Origin of the sequence: Pseudomonas sp. MWU349, assembly GCF_017947325.1 — a bacterium.
Lineage (GTDB): Bacteria > Pseudomonadota > Gammaproteobacteria > Pseudomonadales > Pseudomonadaceae > Aquipseudomonas > Aquipseudomonas protegens.
In genome coordinates this window covers 60,872-81,865 of the sequence record NZ_JAFEVP010000005.1, presented here as the reverse complement: position 1 = coordinate 81,865, position 20,994 = coordinate 60,872, and the positions used below count along the sequence as shown (strand labels likewise).

At 63.5% G+C, this 20,994-nt stretch carries 16 protein-coding genes; 4 read left to right on the top strand and 12 right to left on the bottom strand.

All coding sequences use genetic code 11. The annotated features are described in order from the left end of the window. Positions 1–48: 48 nt before the first annotated feature. The 12 genes from KCG88_RS20470 to gcbA all read right to left on the bottom strand — a co-directional run bounded on the left by KCG88_RS20470 (position 49) and on the right by gcbA (position 16,360). Positions 49–2,835, bottom strand: coding sequence for a hybrid sensor histidine kinase/response regulator (locus KCG88_RS20470; RefSeq protein WP_047283744.1), 2,787 nt, complete (start codon positions 2,833–2,835; stop codon positions 49–51). A gap of 98 nt (positions 2,836–2,933) precedes the next feature. Next, a complete protein-coding gene (purD, locus tag KCG88_RS20465) occupies positions 2,934–4,223 on the bottom strand; it encodes a phosphoribosylamine--glycine ligase (protein ID WP_011059035.1) in 1,290 nt (429 codons plus the stop codon). Between the two features lie 189 nt (positions 4,224–4,412). After that, positions 4,413–6,020 carry a bifunctional phosphoribosylaminoimidazolecarboxamide formyltransferase/IMP cyclohydrolase gene (purH, locus tag KCG88_RS20460; RefSeq protein ID WP_011059036.1) on the bottom strand — a complete coding sequence of 536 codons (1,608 nt, stop codon included), beginning with the start codon at positions 6,018–6,020 and terminating at the stop codon, positions 4,413–4,415. 82 nt (positions 6,021–6,102) lie between these two features. After that, positions 6,103–6,423, bottom strand: coding sequence for a DNA-binding transcriptional regulator Fis (fis, locus tag KCG88_RS20455; RefSeq protein ID WP_003186237.1), 321 nt, complete (start codon positions 6,421–6,423; stop codon positions 6,103–6,105). Next, positions 6,420–7,433 carry a tRNA dihydrouridine synthase DusB gene (dusB, locus tag KCG88_RS20450; protein WP_047283747.1) on the bottom strand — a complete coding sequence of 338 codons (1,014 nt, stop codon included), beginning with the start codon at positions 7,431–7,433 and terminating at the stop codon, positions 6,420–6,422. Before dusB ends, fis begins: the two co-directional genes overlap by 4 nt. Before the next feature lie 195 nt (positions 7,434–7,628). Beyond that, positions 7,629–8,960 carry a DUF3426 domain-containing protein gene (locus tag KCG88_RS20445; protein ID WP_210712996.1) on the bottom strand — a complete coding sequence of 444 codons (1,332 nt, stop codon included), beginning with the start codon at positions 8,958–8,960 and terminating at the stop codon, positions 7,629–7,631. Positions 8,961–8,990: 30 nt separating this feature from the next. Next, the gene (gene prmA, locus KCG88_RS20440; protein ID WP_011059039.1) at positions 8,991–9,869 is read right to left on the bottom strand and encodes a 50S ribosomal protein L11 methyltransferase; all 879 of its coding nucleotides are present in this window, start codon (positions 9,867–9,869) and stop codon (positions 8,991–8,993) included. Between the two features lie 236 nt (positions 9,870–10,105). After that, entirely contained in the window at positions 10,106–11,467 is a 1,362-nt protein-coding gene (gene accC / locus KCG88_RS20435; protein ID WP_015633996.1) for an acetyl-CoA carboxylase biotin carboxylase subunit, read from the bottom strand. A 17-nt stretch (positions 11,468–11,484) separates the two neighbouring features. After that, positions 11,485–11,946 carry an acetyl-CoA carboxylase biotin carboxyl carrier protein gene (accB, locus tag KCG88_RS20430; RefSeq protein ID WP_015633997.1) on the bottom strand — a complete coding sequence of 154 codons (462 nt, stop codon included), beginning with the start codon at positions 11,944–11,946 and terminating at the stop codon, positions 11,485–11,487. 48 nt (positions 11,947–11,994) lie between these two features. Beyond that, positions 11,995–12,447 carry a type II 3-dehydroquinate dehydratase gene (aroQ, locus tag KCG88_RS20425; protein ID WP_011059042.1) on the bottom strand — a complete coding sequence of 151 codons (453 nt, stop codon included), beginning with the start codon at positions 12,445–12,447 and terminating at the stop codon, positions 11,995–11,997. Positions 12,448–12,677: 230 nt separating this feature from the next. Then, positions 12,678–14,639, bottom strand: coding sequence for a methyl-accepting chemotaxis protein (locus KCG88_RS20420; protein ID WP_210712995.1), 1,962 nt, complete (start codon positions 14,637–14,639; stop codon positions 12,678–12,680). 53 nt (positions 14,640–14,692) lie between these two features. After that, positions 14,693–16,360 carry a diguanylate cyclase GcbA gene (gene gcbA / locus KCG88_RS20415; RefSeq protein WP_047283750.1) on the bottom strand — a complete coding sequence of 556 codons (1,668 nt, stop codon included), beginning with the start codon at positions 16,358–16,360 and terminating at the stop codon, positions 14,693–14,695. Between the two features lie 288 nt (positions 16,361–16,648). Between gcbA and KCG88_RS20410 the strand changes: the two genes are divergently transcribed. The 4 genes from KCG88_RS20410 (at position 16,649) to speA (ending at position 20,946) form a co-directional block, all read left to right on the top strand. Continuing rightward, a complete protein-coding gene (locus KCG88_RS20410) occupies positions 16,649–17,716 on the top strand; it encodes a DUF2333 family protein (protein WP_047283751.1) in 1,068 nt (355 codons plus the stop codon). A gap of 3 nt (positions 17,717–17,719) precedes the next feature. Further along, on the top strand, positions 17,720–18,256 hold the full coding sequence (locus KCG88_RS20405; protein ID WP_047283752.1) for an NUDIX hydrolase: 537 nt from the start codon (positions 17,720–17,722) through the stop codon (positions 18,254–18,256). Between the two features lie 184 nt (positions 18,257–18,440). After that, positions 18,441–18,812: a translation initiation factor Sui1 gene (locus KCG88_RS20400; protein WP_015634001.1), complete on the top strand. Its 372-nt coding sequence runs from the start codon at positions 18,441–18,443 to the stop codon at positions 18,810–18,812. 220 nt (positions 18,813–19,032) lie between these two features. After that, positions 19,033–20,946: an arginine decarboxylase gene (speA, locus tag KCG88_RS20395; RefSeq protein ID WP_047283753.1), complete on the top strand. Its 1,914-nt coding sequence runs from the start codon at positions 19,033–19,035 to the stop codon at positions 20,944–20,946. Positions 20,947–20,994 lie beyond the last annotated feature (48 nt).

The window sequence follows — 20,994 nt, the reverse complement described above, 5'->3', positions numbered from 1 at the left end:
TAAAGGAGGGCGAGCGAGAGTTTAACAGGCGCCGCAGAGCCTGTCGGCTCAACTGGTGTGTGCGGTGCTGCGTTCGCGCAGGTCGCGCTGGGTCACCCAGTGTTCCACCAGTTCCCGCAGTTGCGAGAGCTCCACGGGCTTGGCCATGTGCCCGTCCATGCCGGCCTGGCGCGCGCGCTCCTTGTGCTCGGCGAGGATGTGCGCGGTGAGCGCCACTACCGGGGTACGTACCCGTTGGTTGCCGACCTCCCAGGCGCGCAGTTGCTGGGTGGCGGAGAAGCCGTCGAGCACCGGCATTTCGCAGTCCATCAGTACCAGGTCGTAGCGGTTGGCTTTCATTGCCTGCAAGGCTTCCTCGCCGTTGCTGGCGGTATCGGGCTGCAGGTTGAGCTTGCCGAGCATGCCGCGGATGACCTTGGTGGAAATGCTGTTGTCCTCGGCCACCAGGATGCGGAAGTCGCTGGGCACGGTGACCGGCGCCGGGGCCTGGGCAGCGTGCGCCGGCTGGTTGTAGGGGGCGGCGGGGGCCTTGTCGCGCTGATTGAGTTCGTCCGCCAGGGTGGTCTTGAGGGTGTAGCCGGCCACTGGCTTGGCGAGGATGCGCTTGATCCCGGCATTGCGTGCAATCACCTTGCTCGGCGCATTGCTGATGCCGGTGAGCATGATCAGCAGGATGTCGTGGTTCAGGCTCGGGTCTTCCTTGATCTTGGCCGCCAGTTGCATGCCGGTCATGCCGGGCATGTTCTGGTCCAGTAGTACCACGTCGAAGTAGTCCCGCAGGTGCGCCTTGGTGCGTAGCAGGGCCAGGGCTTCCTTGCCCGATGGCACGGCGCTGACGTTCAGGCCCCAGGCACTGCACTGCTGTACCAGCACCTTGCGGCAGGTGTCGTTGTCGTCCACCACCAGTACCCGCGCGCCCTGCAGGGGGCCGTCGAGGTCAGCGGTCGGTTGTTCCAGGCGCTCGGCATCCAGGGGCAGGGTCAGCCACAGGGTGCTGCCCTGGTTGGTGCCGCTCTTGATGCCGAACTCGCCATGCATCAGCAGGATCAGTTGACGGGCGATTACCAGCCCCAGGTTGCCCCCCAGGCGGGTGGTGGCGAGGAAGTTCTTGCTGTGCAGCTCGGTGTGCAGCAGAGCTTCGCGCTCTTCGGCCTCCATCGGCTGGCCGCTGTCCTGCACGGCGATGCGCAGGCGCGGTTTGCTGCTGCGCTCGTCGAGGGCGACGACGATCAGCACTTCGCCTTCATCGGTCTTCTTCAGGGCATGTTCCAACAGGCTCAGCAGGGCCTGGCGCAGGCGTGTCGGGTCACCGCTGATGACCCTTGGCACCTGGGGCTGGATGAAACTGATCAGCTCGACGTTCTGCTGTTCGGCCTTGGCCCGGAAGATGCTCAGGCAGTCTTCGATCAGGGCATTGAGGTCGAACTGCACATCGTCCAGTTCGATCTGCCCGGACTCCAGCTTGGAGATGTCGAGGATCTCGTTGATCAGGGTCAGCAGCTCGTTGCCGGCACTGTGGATGGTCTGTACGTAATCGCGCTGCTTGACCGACAGCGGGGTGCCCAGCAGCAGCTCGGTCATGCCCAGCACGCCGTTCATCGGGGTGCGGATCTCGTGGCTGATCTTGGCCAGGAACTCGGCCTTGGCATTGACCTCGGCGGTGCTGGCGGCCAGGTCGCGGCTGACGCTGAAGCGGTTCTCGGTGATGTTGCGCTGGCGCTCGCCCAGGGCAATGCTCATCAGCAGCCCGGCGATGCACACCACGCTCAAGAGGGTGACGATCAGGCCTTGCGGGGCCACCAGGGTCAGCCCCAGCAGGGCCGGCAGGATCACCAGGGTGCCGAGGTTGAAGATCACCATGGCGGCGACGAACAGGCGCGCCGGGCGATAGCCCTTGTGCCAGTGATAGCCGCCGACGAACAGCATGCTCAGGCCGGCCAGGGCCACCAGGCCGTAGGTGATGATGTTCAGCGGCAGGGTATCGACGAACAGCAGCAACAGGCCGAACAGGCTGATCAGCAGGATGTTGCCCAGCAGCAGGCGGTTCAGGGGATGCGCGCCCAGGGGGGCGAAAAAGCGGTAGGCGAACATCATCCCGCAGGGGGCGGTCAGCAGCAGGGCGATATAGGCCCCCGGCGTCTGCAGGGCTTCCCAGGCCGGGAGCCAGGGCCCGAACAGGTTCAGCAGCATCAGCAGGCTGAGGGTCAGCAGCCCTTCGCAGGCTGCCAGCCACAGGCTGCTGCGCGAGCGGGTGTAAGCGAACCGGGTGAGGTTGTGCAGGATCAGCATCGCCAGGCAGCCGAAGAGCAGGCCGTAGATCAGCGTCTGGCTCTGGTCGGCCGCGCCCATCACCGCCGATTGCAGGGTGATGAAGGGGCGCAGTTCGTGTTCGGACACCAGGCGTACATAGACGTCCAGTGGCTTGGCGCTTTGCGGCAGCGGCAGCATGAAGTCGCTGCTGGGCAGGGGCTTTTGCGCCTGCGAGGGGCCGGAGCCGGTGTTCACTTGCTCGATCAGCTTGTCGCCTTCGAGCACGTAGAGGTTCAGGTGGGACAGGTCGGGGGCGAAGATCCGCAGGATCTGCTCATGGGGTCCCGGTTGCAGCTTGAAGCGTAGCCACAGGGCGCCATCGGGTTCGGCGGCGGTGAGCTTGTCCAGCTCGATCGGGCTGAACTGGTTGGTGTAGCGTGGGGAGCGGATGTCACTGAGCTGCAGGTCGGCCTGTTCGTCGAGCAAAACCGCCCAGCCACTGCCTTGAGCGGCCAAGGCCGGGTTCAAGCAGAGCAGGGTCAGCAAGGTGACGGTGAAGCCTAGGGCAATCCTGAGCCAGCGCACGGCGAAATCCCTTCGTTGGTTGATGCCTGATTATAACTATGCGCGGCGTAATGACCGCACGGCAAGGGCGTATGCCCTTGCCGGGGCCAATGACAGCCTTACTCCTGGCCGCGCTCGCGGGCAATGGCACGGTAGCCGATGTCCTTGCGGTAGAAGCAGCCCTGCCAGTCGATCTCGGCCGCCAGGCGGTAGGCCTGTTGCTGAGCCGCGTCGACGCTGTCACCCATGGCGGTAGCGCACAGTACCCGGCCGCCGGAGGTCACGACCTGGCCATCCTTGAGTGCGGTACCGGCGTGGAACACCTTGCCTTCCAGTGCTGCCGCGGCGTCCAGGCCGGTGATGGCCGCGCCCTTGGCGTAGTCCCCTGGATAGCCGCCCGCCGCCAGAACGATACCCAGGCTCGGGCGTGGGTCCCACTGCGCTTCGACCTTGTCCAGGGCCTGGGCCAGGGCGGCTTCCACCAGCAGCACCAGGCTCGATTGCAGGCGCAGCATCACCGGTTGGGTTTCCGGGTCGCCGAAGCGGCAGTTGAACTCGATGACTTTCGGGTTGCCGGCCTTGTCGATCATCAGCCCGGCATAGAGGAAGCCGGTGTAGACGTTGCCTTCCTCGGCCATGCCGCGCACGGTGGGCCAGATCACCAGATCCATCACCCGCTGGTGCACTTCTGAAGTGACCACCGGTGCCGGGGAGTAGGCGCCCATGCCACCGGTATTGGGGCCAGTGTCGCCGTCGCCGACGCGCTTGTGGTCCTGGCTGGTGGCCATGGGCAGCACGTTCTTGCCGTCGACCATGACGATGAAGCTGGCTTCCTCGCCGTCGAGGAACTCCTCGATCACCACGCGGGAACCGGCGTCGCCGAAGGCATTGCCGGCCAGCATGTCGCGCACCGCTTCCTCGGCTTCGGCCAGGGTCATGGCGACGATCACGCCTTTGCCGGCGGCCAGGCCGTCGGCCTTGATCACGATCGGGGCGCCTTTTTCACGCAGGTAAGCCAGGGCCGGCTCGATCTCGGTGAAGTTCTGATAGTCGGCAGTAGGGATCTTGTGGCGGGCGAGGAAATCCTTGGTGAAGGCTTTCGAACCTTCCAGCTGCGCAGCACCGGCCGTCGGGCCGAAGCAGTCCAGGCCGCGGGAGCGGAACAGGTCGACCACGCCAGCCACCAGCGGCACTTCCGGGCCGACGATGGTCAGGGACACATTCTTCTGAGCAAAGTCTGCAAGCTGCTCCAGGGCCAGGACGTCGATGGCGACGTTCTCGCACTTGGCCTCGATGGCGGTGCCGGCGTTGCCTGGGGCGACGAACACTTTCTGAACCCGTGGGTCCTGAGCGACTTTCCAGGCCAGAGCGTGTTCACGACCGCCGCTACCAATGATCAGTACATTCATTTCAAAAACCTCGGATGACGCTAATTCTGTTTTGGAACCTGAAGAGCTGGACGCCTCAGGAGGTTGCAATGACAGTGGTAGATGCAAGGCGGAGCCCACCTCGATGAGCGCAGTTGCCTGTTGGCAATGAGCATCATCGAGGTGGGCTCCAACGCAGCAGATGCCGGTGTCAGTGCGACCGTTGTCGTATCAGTGACGGAAGTGGCGCATGCCGGTGAATACCATGGCAATGCCCGCTTCGTCGGCAGCGGCAATCACTTCGTTGTCACGCATCGAGCCGCCGGGCTGGATCACCGCGGTGATGCCGACCTTGGCGGCGTTGTCCAGGCCGTCGCGGAACGGGAAGAACGCATCGGAGGCCATGACCGAACCGGCAACTTGCAAGCCGGCGTGCTCGGCCTTGATGGCAGCGATTCGCGCGGAGTTCACACGGCTCATCTGGCCGGCGCCGACACCGATGGTCTGGCGGTTCTTGGCGTAGACGATGGCGTTGGACTTGACGTACTTGGCGACTTTCCAGGCGAAGATCAGGTCGTTGATCTCTTGCTCGGTCGGGGCGCGCTTGGTCACGACTTTCAGGTCATCGGCACTGATCATGCCGATGTCGCGGCTCTGCACCAGCAGGCCACCGTTGACGCGCTTGTAATCCCAGGCCGCAGCGCGCTCAGCCGACCACTGGCCGCAGGCCAGCAGGCGCACGTTGGCCTTGGCAGCGACAATGGCGCGGGCTTCTTCGCTGACGCTCGGGGCAATGATCACTTCGACGAACTGACGCTCGACGATGGCTTTGGCGGTGGCTGCATCCAGCTCGCGGTTGAAGGCGATGATGCCGCCGAAGGCCGATTCGGTGTCGGTGGCGTAGGCCAGTTCGTAGGCCTGGCGGATTCCGCCTTCAGCGTCCGGGCTGACCGCCACGCCGCACGGGTTGGCGTGCTTGACGATGACGCAGGCCGGCTTGACGAAGCTCTTCACGCATTCCAGCGCGGCGTCGGTGTCGGCCACGTTGTTGTAGGACAGCTCCTTGCCTTGCAGTTGGGTCGCGGTGGCGATGCCGACTTCAGCAGGCTTGGCCTCAACGTAGAACGCCGCGCTCTGGTGCGGGTTCTCGCCGTAGCGCATTTCCTGGGCCTTGATGAACTGGCTGTTGAAGGTGCGCGGGAATTCGCTGCGGCCGGATGTCGAGAGGGTTTCGGCGGCCTGGTTCACGGTGCCCATGTAGTTGGCGATCATGCCGTCATAGGCAGCGGTGTGTTCGAAGGCCTTGAGCATCAGGTCGAAGCGCTGGGCGTAAGTCAGGCCACCGGCCTTGAGGCTTTCCAGGACGCCGGCGTAGTCGCTGGCATTGACCACGATGGCCACGTCCTTATGGTTCTTGGCCGCCGAGCGGACCATGGTCGGGCCGCCGATGTCGATGTTCTCGATGGCGGTCGGCAGGTCGCAGCCTGGCTTGTTGATGGTGGCTTCGAACGGGTAGAGGTTGACCGCGACCAGGTCGATCGGCTTGATCCCGTGTTCGTTCATGATGGCGTCGTCAATGCCGCGACGGCCCAGGATACCGCCGTGGATTTTCGGGTGCAGGGTCTTCACCCGGCCATCCATCATTTCCGCGAAACCGGTGTAATCCGCGACTTCCACTGCGGACACGCCGTTGTCCTGCAGCAGTTTGAAGGTCCCGCCGGTGGAGAGGATCTCCACACCAAGGGCTTCCAGCTCCTTGGCGAATTCGAGGATCCCGGTCTTGTCGGAAACACTGATCAAGGCGCGGCGGATCGGCAGGCGGGTAGTCTGGTCGGTCATCTCAATTTCCATCAAAAGCAAAGGAGTCAGCAAAAAAGGCGACCGTTTTTTACGCGGGCGCCTTTCTGGTTTGATTGAATGCTTACAGCAAATCGTACTGCTTGAGTTTCTTGCGCAGGGTACCGCGGTTCAGACCCAGGAGTTCGCTGGCCTTGGTCTGGTTGCCCTTGACGTAGTTCATCACGCTTTCGAGCAACGGAGCCTCGACTTCGGAGAGCACCAGGTTGTACACGTCCGTGACGGCAGCGCCCTCAAGGTGGGCGAAATAATTGTGCAGCGCCTTCTCGACACTCCCGCGAAGGGTCTGGCCTTCTTCGCTGGGTGTATTGAGGTGCTGTTTCAAATTCACGTTGTCGCTCACGGGTGTTGTTCCACTCACTAAAGTCTCGGTCATCATCGTCATGCGGCCACCCCCTCTCCGTCCCCTGTTTCCAGGCTCTTGTAACGTCCGGCAAAGAACTCACGAACGTTGGCGCATTGTGCTTCCGTATCTTCCAAACGATTGAAGTGGGCGCGAAACTCCCTGGCGCCCGGCAGGGTTGCGAGATACCAGCCCACATGCTTGCGCGCAATGCGTACGCCCATGACCTCTCCATAGAAGGCATGCAGCGCGGCCAGGTGCTCTAGCAGAATACGTTCCACTTCGAACAGCTCCGGTGCCGGGAGGGTTTCACCGGTACTGAGGAAGTGTTCGATCTCACGAAAAATCCATGGCCGCCCCTGGGCGGCCCGGCCGATCAACAGCCCGTCGGCGCCGGTGGCGTGCAACACCCGCCGGGCCTTTTCCGGCGAGTCGATATCGCCATTGGCAAAGACCGGGATCGACACCGCCTGCTTGATCGCGGCAATGGTGTCGTACTCGGCTTCACCGGTGTACAGGTCGGCCCGGGTCCGACCATGGACCGCCAGTGCCGTGATGCCGGCCTGCTCGGCGATCTTCGCCACCGTCAGGCCGTTCTTGTTCTCCCGGTCCCAGCCGGTGCGGATCTTCAGGGTAACCGGTACATCCACAGCGGCCACTACTGCCTGGAGAATCTCGTTGACCAGGGCTTCGTCCTTCAGCAACGCGGAGCCGGCGGCCTTGTTGCAGACCTTCTTGGCCGGGCAACCCATGTTGATATCAATAATCTGTGCGCCCAACTCGACGTTGGCGCGGGCGGCGTCTGCCAGCATCTGTGCATCACCCCCGGCAATCTGCACCGAGCGAGGCTCGGGATCGCCTTCGTGGATCATGCGCAACCGCGATTTGCGGCTGTTCCACAAGCTCATGTCGCTGGTGACCATTTCCGAGACTACAAGGCCCGCGCCCAATTGCTTGCAAAGCTGACGAAAGGGCTGGTCTGTAACCCCCGCCATCGGGGCGAGAATCAAACCGTTGTGCACTGTATATGGGCCGATGCGTACCGCCGACATAGGACTTCCCTGTTGTGGGGCCGGATCATGAGAGTTCGAAAAAGGGTTGGCATGATACCCGCTCTCGATGACCGGATAAAGGCTGAATTGGATAAAATCTGAACAGTTCTTCTGTAACGTCCTGGGAGCAATCCAGGCGAAACAGTCATAAAACTGTCGTTAATCCAGAGTCGTCCGTGAACTCGTGCAGCCGATTCACTCAGGCGAGTGGAAACTCAGACTGTAGTTCACCGCTTTCGGGCCGGGGTCAAGAATATCCAGGGCGATGTGAATCGGGGTCTGCGGTGGCATTTCCGCCGCCTCCTGCAAGTCACCGCCCAGGTACTCCCCGGGCTTGAAGCTGCGGCTGGCGATCAGGTGGCCGTTGAGGTCGGCGAAGCGCAGCTCAAGCAGCGGGAAGGGTTGGGAGAAGGGCGCGCGGTTATAGATGATGGCATCCACCACCAGGGCGCCGCTGAATTCCGGATGGCTTCGCACCACCAGGTTGCTGCTCTTGATCCGGGCGATGTCGACCCGGGAAGGCACCGTGCAGCCGAATTCCGGGCACAGTTGCTGGAACCAAGGGCGGTACTGGTCCTGGCGGGCCAGCTCATCAAAGTGATAGGCGACGTATTGTCCCACCAGGCCGCCGGCGGCCAGCAGGATCAGCAGCAGCCAGAGCAGGCGCTTGCCCCAGGGCGAGCGGCGCTTCTGCCAGTCGAGGTGGAGCGGGTCGTCCACCAGGTCCAGCAGCACCTCTTCCTTGACCCCGGGCTCGTTGCGCTCGCGGCGCCTCTTGCCGGAAGCAGCGGGCTCGGGCTCGTCGTCCTGGTTGGCAGGCGAGTGAGGTTCCAGGTCATCGTCCAGGCGCAACCTGGGCGCCAGGGGTTCGTCGTCCAGGTCCGCGAGGTTGAACGACAGCGACGGTTCGGTGCGGCTGGGCTTGGGCGGTTCGGTACTGGGTTCGGCGTCGGCCGGTTGCACCTTGAGGGACGATGGCTCGCTGCCGTCCCGTTCGGCGGCGCTGCCGAACAGTCCGTCCGGCCAGTGCGCCTCGTCGGCGTCCTGGGCATCGCGTCGGGCGCTGAGGCTGCCTTCCTTGTGTTCGCGTTCCTGGCCAAAGGCCTTGGCTGGCTGGATTTCGCGCTGTTCGAGCTTGGCCAGTTCCTCATCGAGGTCCAGGTGATCCAGGTCCATCTCGGTGGCCGACCATTGCTTCTGGCTGATGGCGCGTTGAGGGGCGGCTGGGGGCGCGGGGGGTGGCAGATCCGGTTCCGGTGCCGCCGGTGCCGCGGTTGCCGCGGGAGCCGCGGGAGCAGCGGGAGCAGCGGGAGCAGCGGGAGCAGCGGGCGGCGCTACGGGTTTGGCAGCGGCTTTGGAGGTGGCAGCTTCCTTGGCTGCGCGTTGCTCGAGCAACTGCCGCGCGGCATTGAACACCTGCAGGCAGGAACCACAGCGAACCACTCCACGGGCCACGCTCAACTGGGCGTGGCTGACGCGGAAGCGGGTTTGGCAATGCGGGCACTGGGTGACGAAACTGTCGGTCATGCGGCCATCCGGAGTATGCAGGCGGCCATTCTAGCGCCGACGGCCGGTGATGCGCACCCAGCCATCAAGGGTAGCGATCGGGTCCAGATCGAAGTCCTGGGCATAAGCCGCGGCGACTTCCTCGCCCTGCTCGGCAAGGATGCCGGAAAGTGCCAGGCGTCCGCCGGACTTGACCAGCCCCGAAAGCTGCGGTGCCAGGGCCACCAGCGGCCCGGCCAGGATGTTGGCCACCAGTACATCGGCCTGCACCTGAGGCAGTTGCTCGGGCAGGTAGAGCGGGAACAGCTCGTCGGCAATGCCGTTGCGCCCGGCGTTGTCACGGGAGGCTTCCAGGGCTTGCACGTCGATGTCGGTGCCCACCGCCTGTTTGGCGCCCAGCAACAGGGCGGCAATGGCCAGGATCCCCGAGCCGCAGCCGAAGTCCAGCACGTTGCAGTCCTTCAGGTCCTGGCCGTCCAGCCATTCCAGGCACAGGGCGGTGGTCGGGTGGGTGCCGGTGCCGAAGGCCAGGCCCGGGTCCAGCAGCAGGTTCACGGCCTCGGGCTCCGGCGCGGCGTGCCAGCTGGGAACGATCCACAGGCGCTGGCCGAAACGCATGGGCTGGAAGTTGTCCATCCAGCTGCGCTCCCAATCCTGGTCTTCGATGACTTCGCTGTGATGCTCGGGCAGCGGGCCGCCGGTCAGCAGCTCCATGTGGGCGAGTACGCTGGCGGCTTCGGTGCCGCCCTCGAACAGGGCCAGCAGATGGGTGTGGGACCAGAGCGGGGTGGTGTTCAGTTCAGGTTCGAAGATCGGCTGATCCTCGGCGTCCATGAAGGTGACCGAGACGGCACCGACTTCAAGAAAAGCGTCTTCGTAGGTTTCGGCTTGTTCTGGGCTGATGGCGAGACGGACTTGCAGCCAAGGCATGGCGGGCACCTTTGAAAATATGTGATGTGCAGCCTAGTGGGCCGCGAGAAGCGCGCAAGTTTACGCGAGACGCCCCTTGGGAGCGAGGGGGATGCCCTGTGCTTGGTCGCAAGGAGGGTTGATCAGGGAATGGCCGCTGCGCGGCTCGCGAGCAGGCTCGCTCCTGCAGGGGCAGGGGGAATGGCAGATACGACAAGGCCGCTCGAAAGCGGCCTTGTCGGTGTGGCGGGTGCCGATCAGTGTTGCTCGGCCAGCTTGTGCTCGAGGTAGTGAATGTTCACGCCCCCTTTGCAGAAGCCTTCGTCACGGGTCAGGTCGCGGTGCAGCGGGATGTTGGTCTTGATCCCGTCGACGACGATTTCGTCCAGCGCATTGCGCATGCGCGCCATGGCTTCGTCACGGGTGGCCCCGTAGGTGATCAGCTTGCCGATCAACGAATCGTAGTTCGGTGGAACCGCGTAACCGCTGTACAGGTGCGAGTCGACGCGCACGCCGTTGCCGCCCGGGGCATGGAAATGCTTGACCGTGCCTGGGCTTGGCATGAAGGTTTTCGGGTCTTCGGCGTTGATCCGGCATTCCAGCGCGTGGCCGCGGATCACGACGTCGTCCTGGGTGAACGACAGCTTGTTGCCGGCGGCAATGCTGAGCATTTCCTTGACGATGTCGATACCGGTCACCATTTCCGATACCGGGTGCTCTACCTGCACGCGAGTGTTCATCTCGATGAAGTAGAAGCGGCCGTTCTCGTAGAGGAACTCGAACGTGCCGGCGCCGCGGTAGCCGATGTCGATGCACGCCTTGACGCAGCGGGCGAAGACTTCCTGGCGGGCGGTCTCGTCGATGCCCGGTGCCGGCGCTTCTTCGAGGACCTTCTGGTGCCGACGCTGCAGCGAGCAGTCGCGGTCGCCCAGGTGGATGGCATTGCCCTGGCCGTCGGACAGCACCTGGACTTCCACGTGGCGTGGGTTGGTCAGGAACTTCTCCAGGTAGACCATCGGGTTGCCGAACGCCGCGCCGGCTTCGGAGCGGGTCAGCTTCGCCGAGGCGATCAGGTCTTCTTCCTTGTGCACCACGCGCATGCCGCGACCACCACCGCCGCCAGCGGCCTTGATGATCACCGGGTAGCCGACTTCACGGCCGATGCGCAGGGCGGTTTCTTCGTCTTCCGGCAGCGGGCCGTCGGAACCTGGAACCGTAGGAACACCGGCCGCGATCATCGCGTGCTTGGCGGAAACCTTGTCGCCCATCAGGCGGATGGTCTCGGCTTTCGGGCCGATGAAGGCGAAGCCGGAGTTTTCCACCTGTTCGGCGAAGTCGGCGTTTTCCGCGAGGAAGCCGTAGCCAGGGTGGATCGCCGTGGCGCCAGTGACTTCAGCGGCCGCGATGATGGCCGGGATGTGCAGGTAGGACTGCGCGGCTTGCGCAGGGCCGATGCATACCGATTCGTCTGCCAGGCCCAGGTGCATCAGCTCCTTGTCGGCCTTGGAGTAGACGGCTACGGTCTTGATCCCCATTTCCTTGCAGGCACGCAGGATCCGCAGGGCGATTTCGCCGCGGTTGGCGATCAGGACTTTTTCCAACTTCGCAGGCTTCAACATCAAAGACTCTCCGCGGTTCAAACGATGGTGAACAGCGGTTGGTCGTACTCAACCGGCTGGCCGTCTTCGACAAGAATGGACTCGATCACACCGCTGGTTTCAGCTTCGATGTGGTTCATCATCTTCATCGCTTCGACGATGCACAGGGTGTCGCCCTTCTTCACGCTCTGGCCGACTTCAACGAAGGCTGGCGAGGTAGGCGAAGACTTGCGGTAGAAAGTACCAACCATTGGCGAACGGGCCACGGTGCCGTTCAGCGCGGGTGCGGCCGGTGCTGCAGGAGCGGCGGCGGCAGCAGGAGCGGCAGCGGCAGGTGCAGCCACTGGAGCGGCAACCGGAGCCGGTGCGTAGTACTGCTGGGCTGGAGTCTTGCTGTGGCGGCTGATGCGTACGGACTCTTCGCCTTCCTTGATCTCCAGCTCGTCGATGCCGGACTCTTCCAGCAGTTCGATCAGTTTCTTAACTTTACGGATATCCATGAATCGTCAACTCCCAAGGGTCGGTCAGGGGCGTTTATCGCTTGTCGTTCAAGCGTTTGCCTGACGTTCAAGCTGTTCTAGGGCGGCCTCCAGGGCCAGTCGGTAACCGCTGGCGCCAAGGCCGCAGATCACTCCCACCGCAACATCGGAGAAGTAGGAGTGATGACGGAAAGGTTCGCGTTTGTGCACGTTGGACAAATGCACTTCGATGAATGGGATGCTCACCGCCAGCAGCGCGTCACGTAATGCGACGCTTGTATGCGTAAAAGCTGCTGGATTGATCAAAATGAAATCCACGCCTTCATCGCGGGCGGCATGGATGCGCTCGATCAATTCGTACTCGGCATTGCTCTGCAGGTACTGCAGATGGTGCCCGGCATCACGGGCCCGCTGCTCCAGGTCCTGGTTGATCTGGGCCAGGGTGGTTGCACCGTAGACCCCCGGTTCACGGGTGCCGAGCAGGTTCAGGTTGGGTCCGTGAAGAACCAGTAGGGTGGCCATCGGTTGTTCCTTGTTATCGGGGGCTGTTGTCAGAACCCGGCGACTATGCCGGAAAGACTTTATGACTGTCCAGTTCTCTGCAATAGCCAGCACGATGACCGATGTTTGCGCAAAATATGTGACCGACAGGTTAAATCCGGTCATTTGCCCTCAGGAAGGGGGGCGTGCTTCTTGTCGCCCGTTTCGCCGCTGATGGCGGTGGGTTGTGGTTTGCGCGCCCGTTTCAGAGCCTAGACGCGGAACGCTTGGACTGCCGTATGCAGTTGCCCGCCCAGGTCCAGCAGGTTTTCGCCCTGGGCCCGGCCTTCGCCGATGCGCAGCAGGTTGTCGCCGCCCAACTGGTGGATGCGTTCGCTGTGATCGCGGATTTCGCTCACCGCGCCGCTCTGCTGGGCAGTGACATCGGCGATCCGCACGGCGGTATCGGCGATGGTCTGGATTGCCCCGACGATTTCGTCCAGGGCGCCATCGGCGGCCTGGGCCTGGCCGGCGGTGGCTTCGGCGTGTTCGACCTGGGCGCGCATGCCTTGTACCGATTGCTGGGCGGCGGCCTGCAGGCCGGCGATCAGGGTCTGGATCTCCGCGGTGGCCCCGGCGGTGCGTTGGGCCAGGGAGCGCACTTCTTCGGCGACCACGGCAAAACCACGGCCCATTTCCCCGGCGCGGGCAGCTTCGATGGCGGCGTTGAGGGCCAGCAGGTTGGTCTGGTCGGCGATGGAGCGGATCACCGTCAGCACGCCGCCGATGGTGGCGGATTCCTGCGCCAGGTGTTCGATCATCTGCGCGTTGCCCTGGACTTCCCCCACAAGGGCATGCAGCCCGGTGAGGCTCAGGCCTATGACTTTCTGCCCCTGCTGCACGGCGAGGCCAGCACTGCGGCTGGCGTCGGCGGCCTGGCTGGCGTCCCCGGCGACCTGCTGGATGGTGGCTTCCAGTTCGCCCAGGGCATCGCGGATCTGCGCGGTATCGCCGGCCTGGCGCTCGGCGCCGCTGTGCAGGCCGCTGCTCAGGTCGGCCAGGGCGCGGCTGCTGCCGGCCACTTGTTCGGCGTTCTGGCGGATGGTGCCCACCAGGTCCACCAGGTAGGCCCGCAGGCGGTTCAGGGATTCCTCGATGTCATGCAGCTCGCGGTTGGTCTTGCCCAGCTGGATCGGTCGGCTGAAGTCGCCTTCGGCCCAGGTCGACAGCGCCGGGGCGAGGTTGGTCAGAACCCGCGCCAGCTTGCGCTGCAAGGTGTCGATCACCAGGGCGATCAACAGGATCAGGCCGATCATCAGCCCCTGCATCAGCCGCACTTCGCCCTGGATCTGCCCGTGCTGGGCCCGTACCGCCGGTTCCAGCTCGGCGATGGCCTGGCGCACGGCATTGATCTTCAGCAGGGTTGCGGCGGCGAGGTCGGCGCGCTTCTGGATCTGCTCGCGGGTGCGCTGCAGTTCTGCCGGATAACGGCTGAGCAGGCTGTTGAGTTCACGCTTGAAGCCTATGCCGGCATCTTCGGCGGCGGCTTTTTCGGTGTTTTCCAGGCCCATCATGGCGGCGAAATCATCGGTGCCCGATTCGCTGCTGGCGGCCACGCCCAATAAAGGCAGGGCTTCGAGCTGATCGGCCTGGGCGCGGATGCTGTTCACTTCCCGTTCCACATCGGCGGCCAGCTCGCTGCGGCCACTGCTCACCAGCTTGTCCCGGGCCAGGGAGAGCTTGCCCAGGTGCTGGGAGGCGGTGAGCAATAAAGGCAGGTAGTTCGCCGCTTCCGCGCTCCTGGCCCCGCTGGCGTACTGGCTGAGCTGCTCCAGGTTCGCGCCCAACTCGCGTTCGGCCTGCAACAGCAGGGCCTGGGGATCGCCTGCCAGCTTGCCGGCGGCCAGCAGGTCGGTCTTGCTGAAGGCATCGAGGCTGGCCAGGCTCGGGCGCAGGCTTTGCGCCAGCGGTGGCGGCAGTTCACTCAGCTCGCCTTGCAGGGTTTCCAGCGCCTGGGCCGCACTGCTCAGGCGCAGGGCATCGCCGCTGGCCAGGTAGTCGTCGATGTTGCGCGCCACCTGGTTCTGAAACTGCTGGGACAGCCCCAGGTAACGCTCCATCAATAGATAGGGGCGTTCCAGGGCCCGTTGCGACCACCACAGCGTCGCCCCCAGGGCGAGGCAAACGGCAACGAGCAACAGGGTATTGAGATTGGTCAGCAGCTTCAGGCGCATCGGGGCTCTACCAACGGCTTAAATGGTAAGCGCCTGAATTTATTGCGTTTGTATTACAAGGTTATGACCGAATCGGTGGATTCGGATGAAAAGATGGCACTTTGACTTGATCGCGCGGCCTGGACCCGGTTGCGCCCCCCATGCTTGGCCCGGTACAGGGCTTCATCAGCCTGGCTGGCCATCATCAGGCTGTCGGAATCTTCCTGCATCTCCACCACCCCGGCGCTGAAGGTGCACCACAGGTCCTGGGGCTGGGCCGGGTAGTGGATCTCGGCAAAGCGCTGGCGGATTTCGTCCAGAACCTTGCATGCGGCGTCCTGGTCGGTGTCGGGCATGACAATGGCAAATTCTTCGCCGCCGTAGCGGCCAATGAAGTCGGTCTTGCGCAGGCGCTGTTTGAGAAACAGCGCCAGGCTCTTGATCACCCGGTCGCCCATGGGGTGGCCGTGGCTGTCGTTGACCCGCTTGAAGTGGTCGATATCCAGCATGGCGAAGCTCAGCGGCTTGCCCTCGCGACGGGCGCGGAAGCTGCAGTCTTCCAGCAATTGCAGGATATGGGTGTGGTTGTACAGGCCGGTGAGGCTGTCGCGGACCATCCGCGCCTTGAGGTTGCGCGCCCGGGCCGCGCGGTTGCGCACGGTGGTGATCAGGTGCCGGGGCTTGATCGGCTTGGTGAGGAAGTCGTCGCCGCCTTCGCTCATGGCGTCCAGCTGCTTGTCCAGGTCGTCCTCGGCGGACAGGTAGATGATCGGCACGCTGACGTAGCGGTCGTTGTGGCGGATTACCTTGGCCAGCTCGGTGCCGGTGCAGGCCGGCATGTACATGTCGAGAATGATCAGGTCCGGCTGGAAGTCCGCCAGCTCGGCCATGGCCTGGATCGGTTCGATCAGGGTGCGGGTGACGATCCCGGCACTGTTGAGCAGGCGCTCGGTGTGCAGGGCCTGGGCCCGGGAGTCGTCGATGATCAGCACCTTATAAGGCTCGTACTGGGCGACGCAGGTCAGCACCTCGATCTTTTCCAACAGGCTGGAGGCCTCCAGGGTGCCGGTGAGGAACTCCTGGCCACCGGCGCGCACGGCGGCCAGGCGGGTCGGGGTATCGGTTTCATGCAGGCTGAAGAACAGCAGCGGGAGTTTCTGCTCCAGGCCGACCTGGGCCTCGGCGGCCAGGGTCAGGCCCATGCCGGGGCCGCAAAAGTCGACGTCAATGACAATGGCCGCCGGCAGGCGCTCGACCATGGACGAACGAAAGGCCGCTATGCTGTCCAGGGCCTGGGCGCTGAGGCCGAAGAATTCCAACTGCTTGGCCAGGCGCTCGGCCCGGTCGTGGTCTTGCAACATCACATAGATTGGTTTGCGCAGGGGCGGCAGGAAGGTCTGTTCCAACTGGTCGCCGTGGCGCAGGCCGGTGCGCGACAGGCGCTGCATCAGGCGGTTGAGGTCGGTGATCAGGTTGCTGCTGAGGCGGCCACGGTTGGCGTCCACGGCTTCCAGGGACTGGCTGATGCTGCGGGCCAGTTGGGTGTGTTCGGGCTGTTCGAAACGTTCGGCGAAGCGCAGCAGGCGCAGGTTGGCCTCGCACAGCTCCGACATGTCGGTGGTCGACCATTCGCTGCGTTGCAGACGCTGCCATATCTCAAGAATCTGACGTGCCTGATGAATTACCCGCTGGGCAAAGTGGTGCTTGAGGCGCTCACGGCTGGGGTCTTCTGGCTCGGTCATATCCTGACTACTAGTTAGGGTGCATGCTGAGATCGACTGGTGGCTCTATGCTAGCACCACTTTTGTGTCCCATGAGTGTCGTACGTCAATAATGTGCAAAGCGACGTTATTCAGTTCCTGACCGACTGGTCGCGTAGGCTGCGGACTGTGCTTCATTTATAGTGGCCAGCTGATTCGCAATCATTGCGCGGCGCGCATTTGCCGGAAGATTTATCCCGTCAAGGCAAGGCACGATGGAGTAGGGTTGTGGTCGAACCGATGAACTCAAGTGATTGAAAGGACATAGCCATGCTGGATTGGAAGAATCGCGCAGGCAGCGCGCCGGATCGTGCTGCCGAACCCAAGTCGGCGACACGCAGCTATTTCGGTGGCCTGCTGTTCAGTCGTGCCCTGGCCACCTTGCTGGGCCTGTATCTGCTGGTCACCGGTGCCCTGGGCTGGTACTGGAGCGAGGAGCCGGCGCTGTTCCCGGTCCAGCAGAACGCCCAGATCGCCGCCGAGAAGGAAGGCCGACAGATGGTAGTGGGCTACACCACCGTGGAAACCCTGAAGACCGTGGTGGGCACCCTTCTGGACAAGCCGGGCGGCTACATTTCCAACGACCGTTTTCCACCAGGCTTGTGGATGGACAACATGCCGAGCTGGGAATACGGCGTGCTGGTCCAGGTCCGCGACCTGACCCGCGCCCTGCGCAAGGACTTCGCTCGTTCCCAGTCGCAGTCCGCCGAAGATGCCGACCTGGCCAAGGCCGAGCCGCGCTTCAACTTCGACAACAAGAGCTGGATCCTGCCGTCCAGCGAATCGGAGTATCAGGAAGGCATCAACTCCCTGAGCCGCTACCAGGCGCGCCTGTCCGATCCGAACCAGAAGACCGCACAGTTCTATGCCCGCGCCGACAACCTCAACAACTGGCTGGGTGACGTTGGCACGCGCCTGGGCTCGTTGTCCCAGCGCCTGTCGGCCAGCGTCGGCCGGGTCAAGCTCAACACCGCGCTGAAGACTGAAGTCCCGGCCCCGGGGCAGGTCCCGCAGGTTGATGAGGAAGTGGTGGAAACCCCTTGGATGCAGATCGACAACGTGTTCTACGAAGCCCGTGGCCAGGCCTGGGCGCTGTCGCACCTGCTGCGGGCCATCGAGGTGGACTTCGCCGATGTGCTGGCGAAGAAGAACGCCACCGTCAGCGTGCGCCAGATCATCCGTGAACTGGAAGCTTCCCAGGAGCCGGTCTGGAGCCCGATGATCCTCAACGGCAGCGGCTTCGGCATGCTGGCCAACCACTCGCTGGTGATGGCCAACTACATTTCCCGGGCCAACGCGGCGGTCATCGACTTGCGTCAATTGCTCAATCAAGGCTGATCCATGGTCGCAACCGACAAAGAGGCAGCGCACCGCGCTGCCTCCGATGCTGAAGAAATTGCCTGGGTCGATGGCGAAGACCAGCTGTTGGGTGCCATGGTCCGTTCCGAGCTGCGCGAGCGCGGCCTGATCGGGCGTGGCACCTATATCATGCTGTTCAACTCCGCCGGTGAGCTGTGCGTGCATCGGCGTACCCTGAGCAAGGCCATCTACCCGGGCTACTGGGACGTCGCCGCCGGCGGCATGGTCCTGGCCAGCGAAAGCTACGCCGAGTCGGCCGCCCGGGAACTGGAGGAGGAACTGGGGGTGAGCGGGGTGGAACTGGTCGCCCACGATCATTTCTTCTTCGAGGACACCGGCAATCGCCTCTGGTGCTCGGCGTTCTGTGCGGTGTGGGACGGCCCGCTGCGCCTGCAGCCGGAAGAGGTCCTTGAAGCGCACTTCCTGCCATTGGATCAGGTGCTGCGGGAAATCCACGAAAAGCCCTATTGCCCGGACTCCCTGGCTGCCTTGCAGCGCTATCTGGCACGGCGTCGCTAAAGTTGCATAAATTGGCGCTGATTGGCTCTTAGCAACCGGGCTTTTTGCCGTTACACTGCGCGACTTTTCAAGCTGAACCAGGCTGCCCTGGTTCAGTAGCGCTGCCCCTGCCTGAGTGGGGCTTCGCGGTCGATGGCACCGCCATGTGCTTCGACCAGTCTTTGTCCTCCCAAGAGGATTGCCGGTGGCCAAAAAAGCCGCATCCTTCGCCGCCCTTGGTGGCCTGGTATTTTCCACCGACGCAGGTCGACATTGCCCGGACTGTAGCCAGCCGGTAGCCGCCTGTATCTGCAAACAAACCGTGATCCCGGCCGGCGACGGCATTGCCCGCGTGCGCCGCGAAAGCAAGGGCCGTGGCGGCAAGACGGTGACTACCATCACCGGCGTGCCCCTGGCCGAAGATGCTCTCAAGGAGCTGGCCACGACGCTGAAGAAACGCTGTGGCACCGGTGGCGCCCTGAAAGACGGCGTCATCGAAATCCAGGGCGACCATGTCGAGCTACTCTTGGCCGAACTGGTCAAGCACGGTTTCAAGGCGAAGAAGTCCGGCGGCTAGCAGCCTCTGTGAAAACCACCTGTGACTGGACCGTCTTGATTCGCTCAGGACACCGGCGTCGTCTCCATGGTTTTCACAGAGCCTGTTCATGAACGGTTTCTAAACTCAGCACGGCAGGCGCGGTCTATTGCGCTTGCAGGCTAATCGTCATTTTCATTCTTTAGACTGCGCCAGCCCTGGAGTGGGGCGGCGCTCTATGACTTCTTTATAGGGGACTTCGATGTCCGTACGACGCACACGTAAAGACGATGGCAGCCAATGGACCGTTGCGGACAGCCGCAGTGTCTACGGGATTCGCCATTGGGGGGCCGGGTATTTCGCGATCAATGACGCCGGTCGCGTCGAAGTTCGCCCCAACGGCCCGAGCAGCTTGCCCATCGATCTGTTCGAGCAGGTCGAGGAGCTGCGCAAGAGCGGTTTGTCTTTGCCGTTGCTGGTGCGTTTTCCGGACATTCTCCAGGACCGCGTGCGTCAGCTGACCGGCGCTTTCGACGCCAACATCGCGCGCCTGGAATACCAGAGCAAGTACACCGCGCTGTACCCGATCAAGGTCAACCAGCAAGAAGCGGTGATCGAGAACATCATCGCCACCCAGAACGTTTCCATCGGCCTGGAAGCCGGCTCCAAGCCGGAGCTGCTGGCAGTCCTGGCCCTGGCGCCCAAGGGCGGCACCATTGTCTGCAACGGCTACAAGGACCGCGAGTTCATCCGCCTGGCGCTGATGGGCCAGAAGCTGGGCCACAACGTGTTCATCGTCATCGAGAAAGAGTCCGAAGTGGGCCTGGTGATCGAGGAAGCGGCGTCCCTCAAGGTCAAGCCACAGGTGGGCCTGCGGGTGCGCCTGTCGTCCCTGGCGTCGAGCAAGTGGGCCGACACCGGTGGCGAGAAGTCCAAGTTCGGTCTGTCGGCGGCGCAACTGCTGTCGGTGGTGGAGCGCTTCCGCGCCGCCGGCCTGGACCAGGGTATCCGCCTGCTGCACTTCCACATGGGCTCGCAGATCGCCAACCTGGCGGACTACCAGCACGGCTTCAAGGAAGCCATCCGCTACTACGGCGAGCTGCGCAACCTCGGCCTGCCGGTGGACCACATCGACGTCGGCGGCGGCCTGGGCGTGGACTATGACGGCACCCACTCGCGCAATGCCAGTTCGATCAACTACGACATGGACGACTACGCCGGCGTGGTGGTGGGCATGCTCAAGGAATTCTGCGACGCGCAGAACCTGCCGCACCCGCACATCTTCTCCGAGAGCGGCCGCTCCCTGACCGCCCACCACGCCATGCTGGTGGTGCAGGTCACCGATGTCGAAAAGCACAACGACGACGTGCCGCAGATCGACAACAAGCAGGAGCTGCCGGAAACCGTGCAATGGCTGGTGGACCTGCTGGGCCCGACCGACATTGAGATGGTCACCGAAACCTACTGGCGCGCCACTCACTACATGAGCGACGTGGCCGCCCAGTACGCCGATGGCAAACTGACCCTGGCCGAAAAAGCCCTGGCCGAGCAGTGCTACTTCGCCGTGTGCCGGCGCCTGCACAACTCACTCAAGGCGCGCCAGCGTTCCCACCGCCAGGTGCTGGACGAACTCAACGACAAGCTGGCGGACAAGTACATCTGCAATTTCTCGGTGTTCCAGAGCCTGCCGGACACCTGGGCCATCGGCCAGGTCCTGCCGATCCTGCCGCTGCACCGCCTCGACGAAGAGCCGCTGCGCCGCGCGGTGCTGCAGGACCTGACCTGCGACTCCGACGGCAAGATCAAGCAGTACGTCGACGAGCAGAGCATCGAGACCAGCCTGCCAGTGCATGGCCTCAACGAGGGCGAGGACTACCTGCTGGGGATCTTCCTGGTGGGCGCCTACCAGGAAATCCTCGGTGACATGCACAACCTGTTCGGCGACACCGACTCGGTGAACATCTACCAGCGGGCCAACGGCAGCGTGTACCACGCCGGGATCGAGACCCACGACACCATCGAAGACATGCTGCGCTATGTGCACCTGTCGCCGGAGGAGTTGATGACTCACTACCGCGACAAGGTGGCCAGCGCCAAGATCAGTGCCGCCGAGCGCACTCAGTTCCTCGATGCGCTGCGCCTGGGTCTGACCCGTTCGTCCTACCTGTCTTCCTGACAGCCCCGGCGAACCCTGGAAACCCACCGCTTGCGGTGGGTTTTTTTT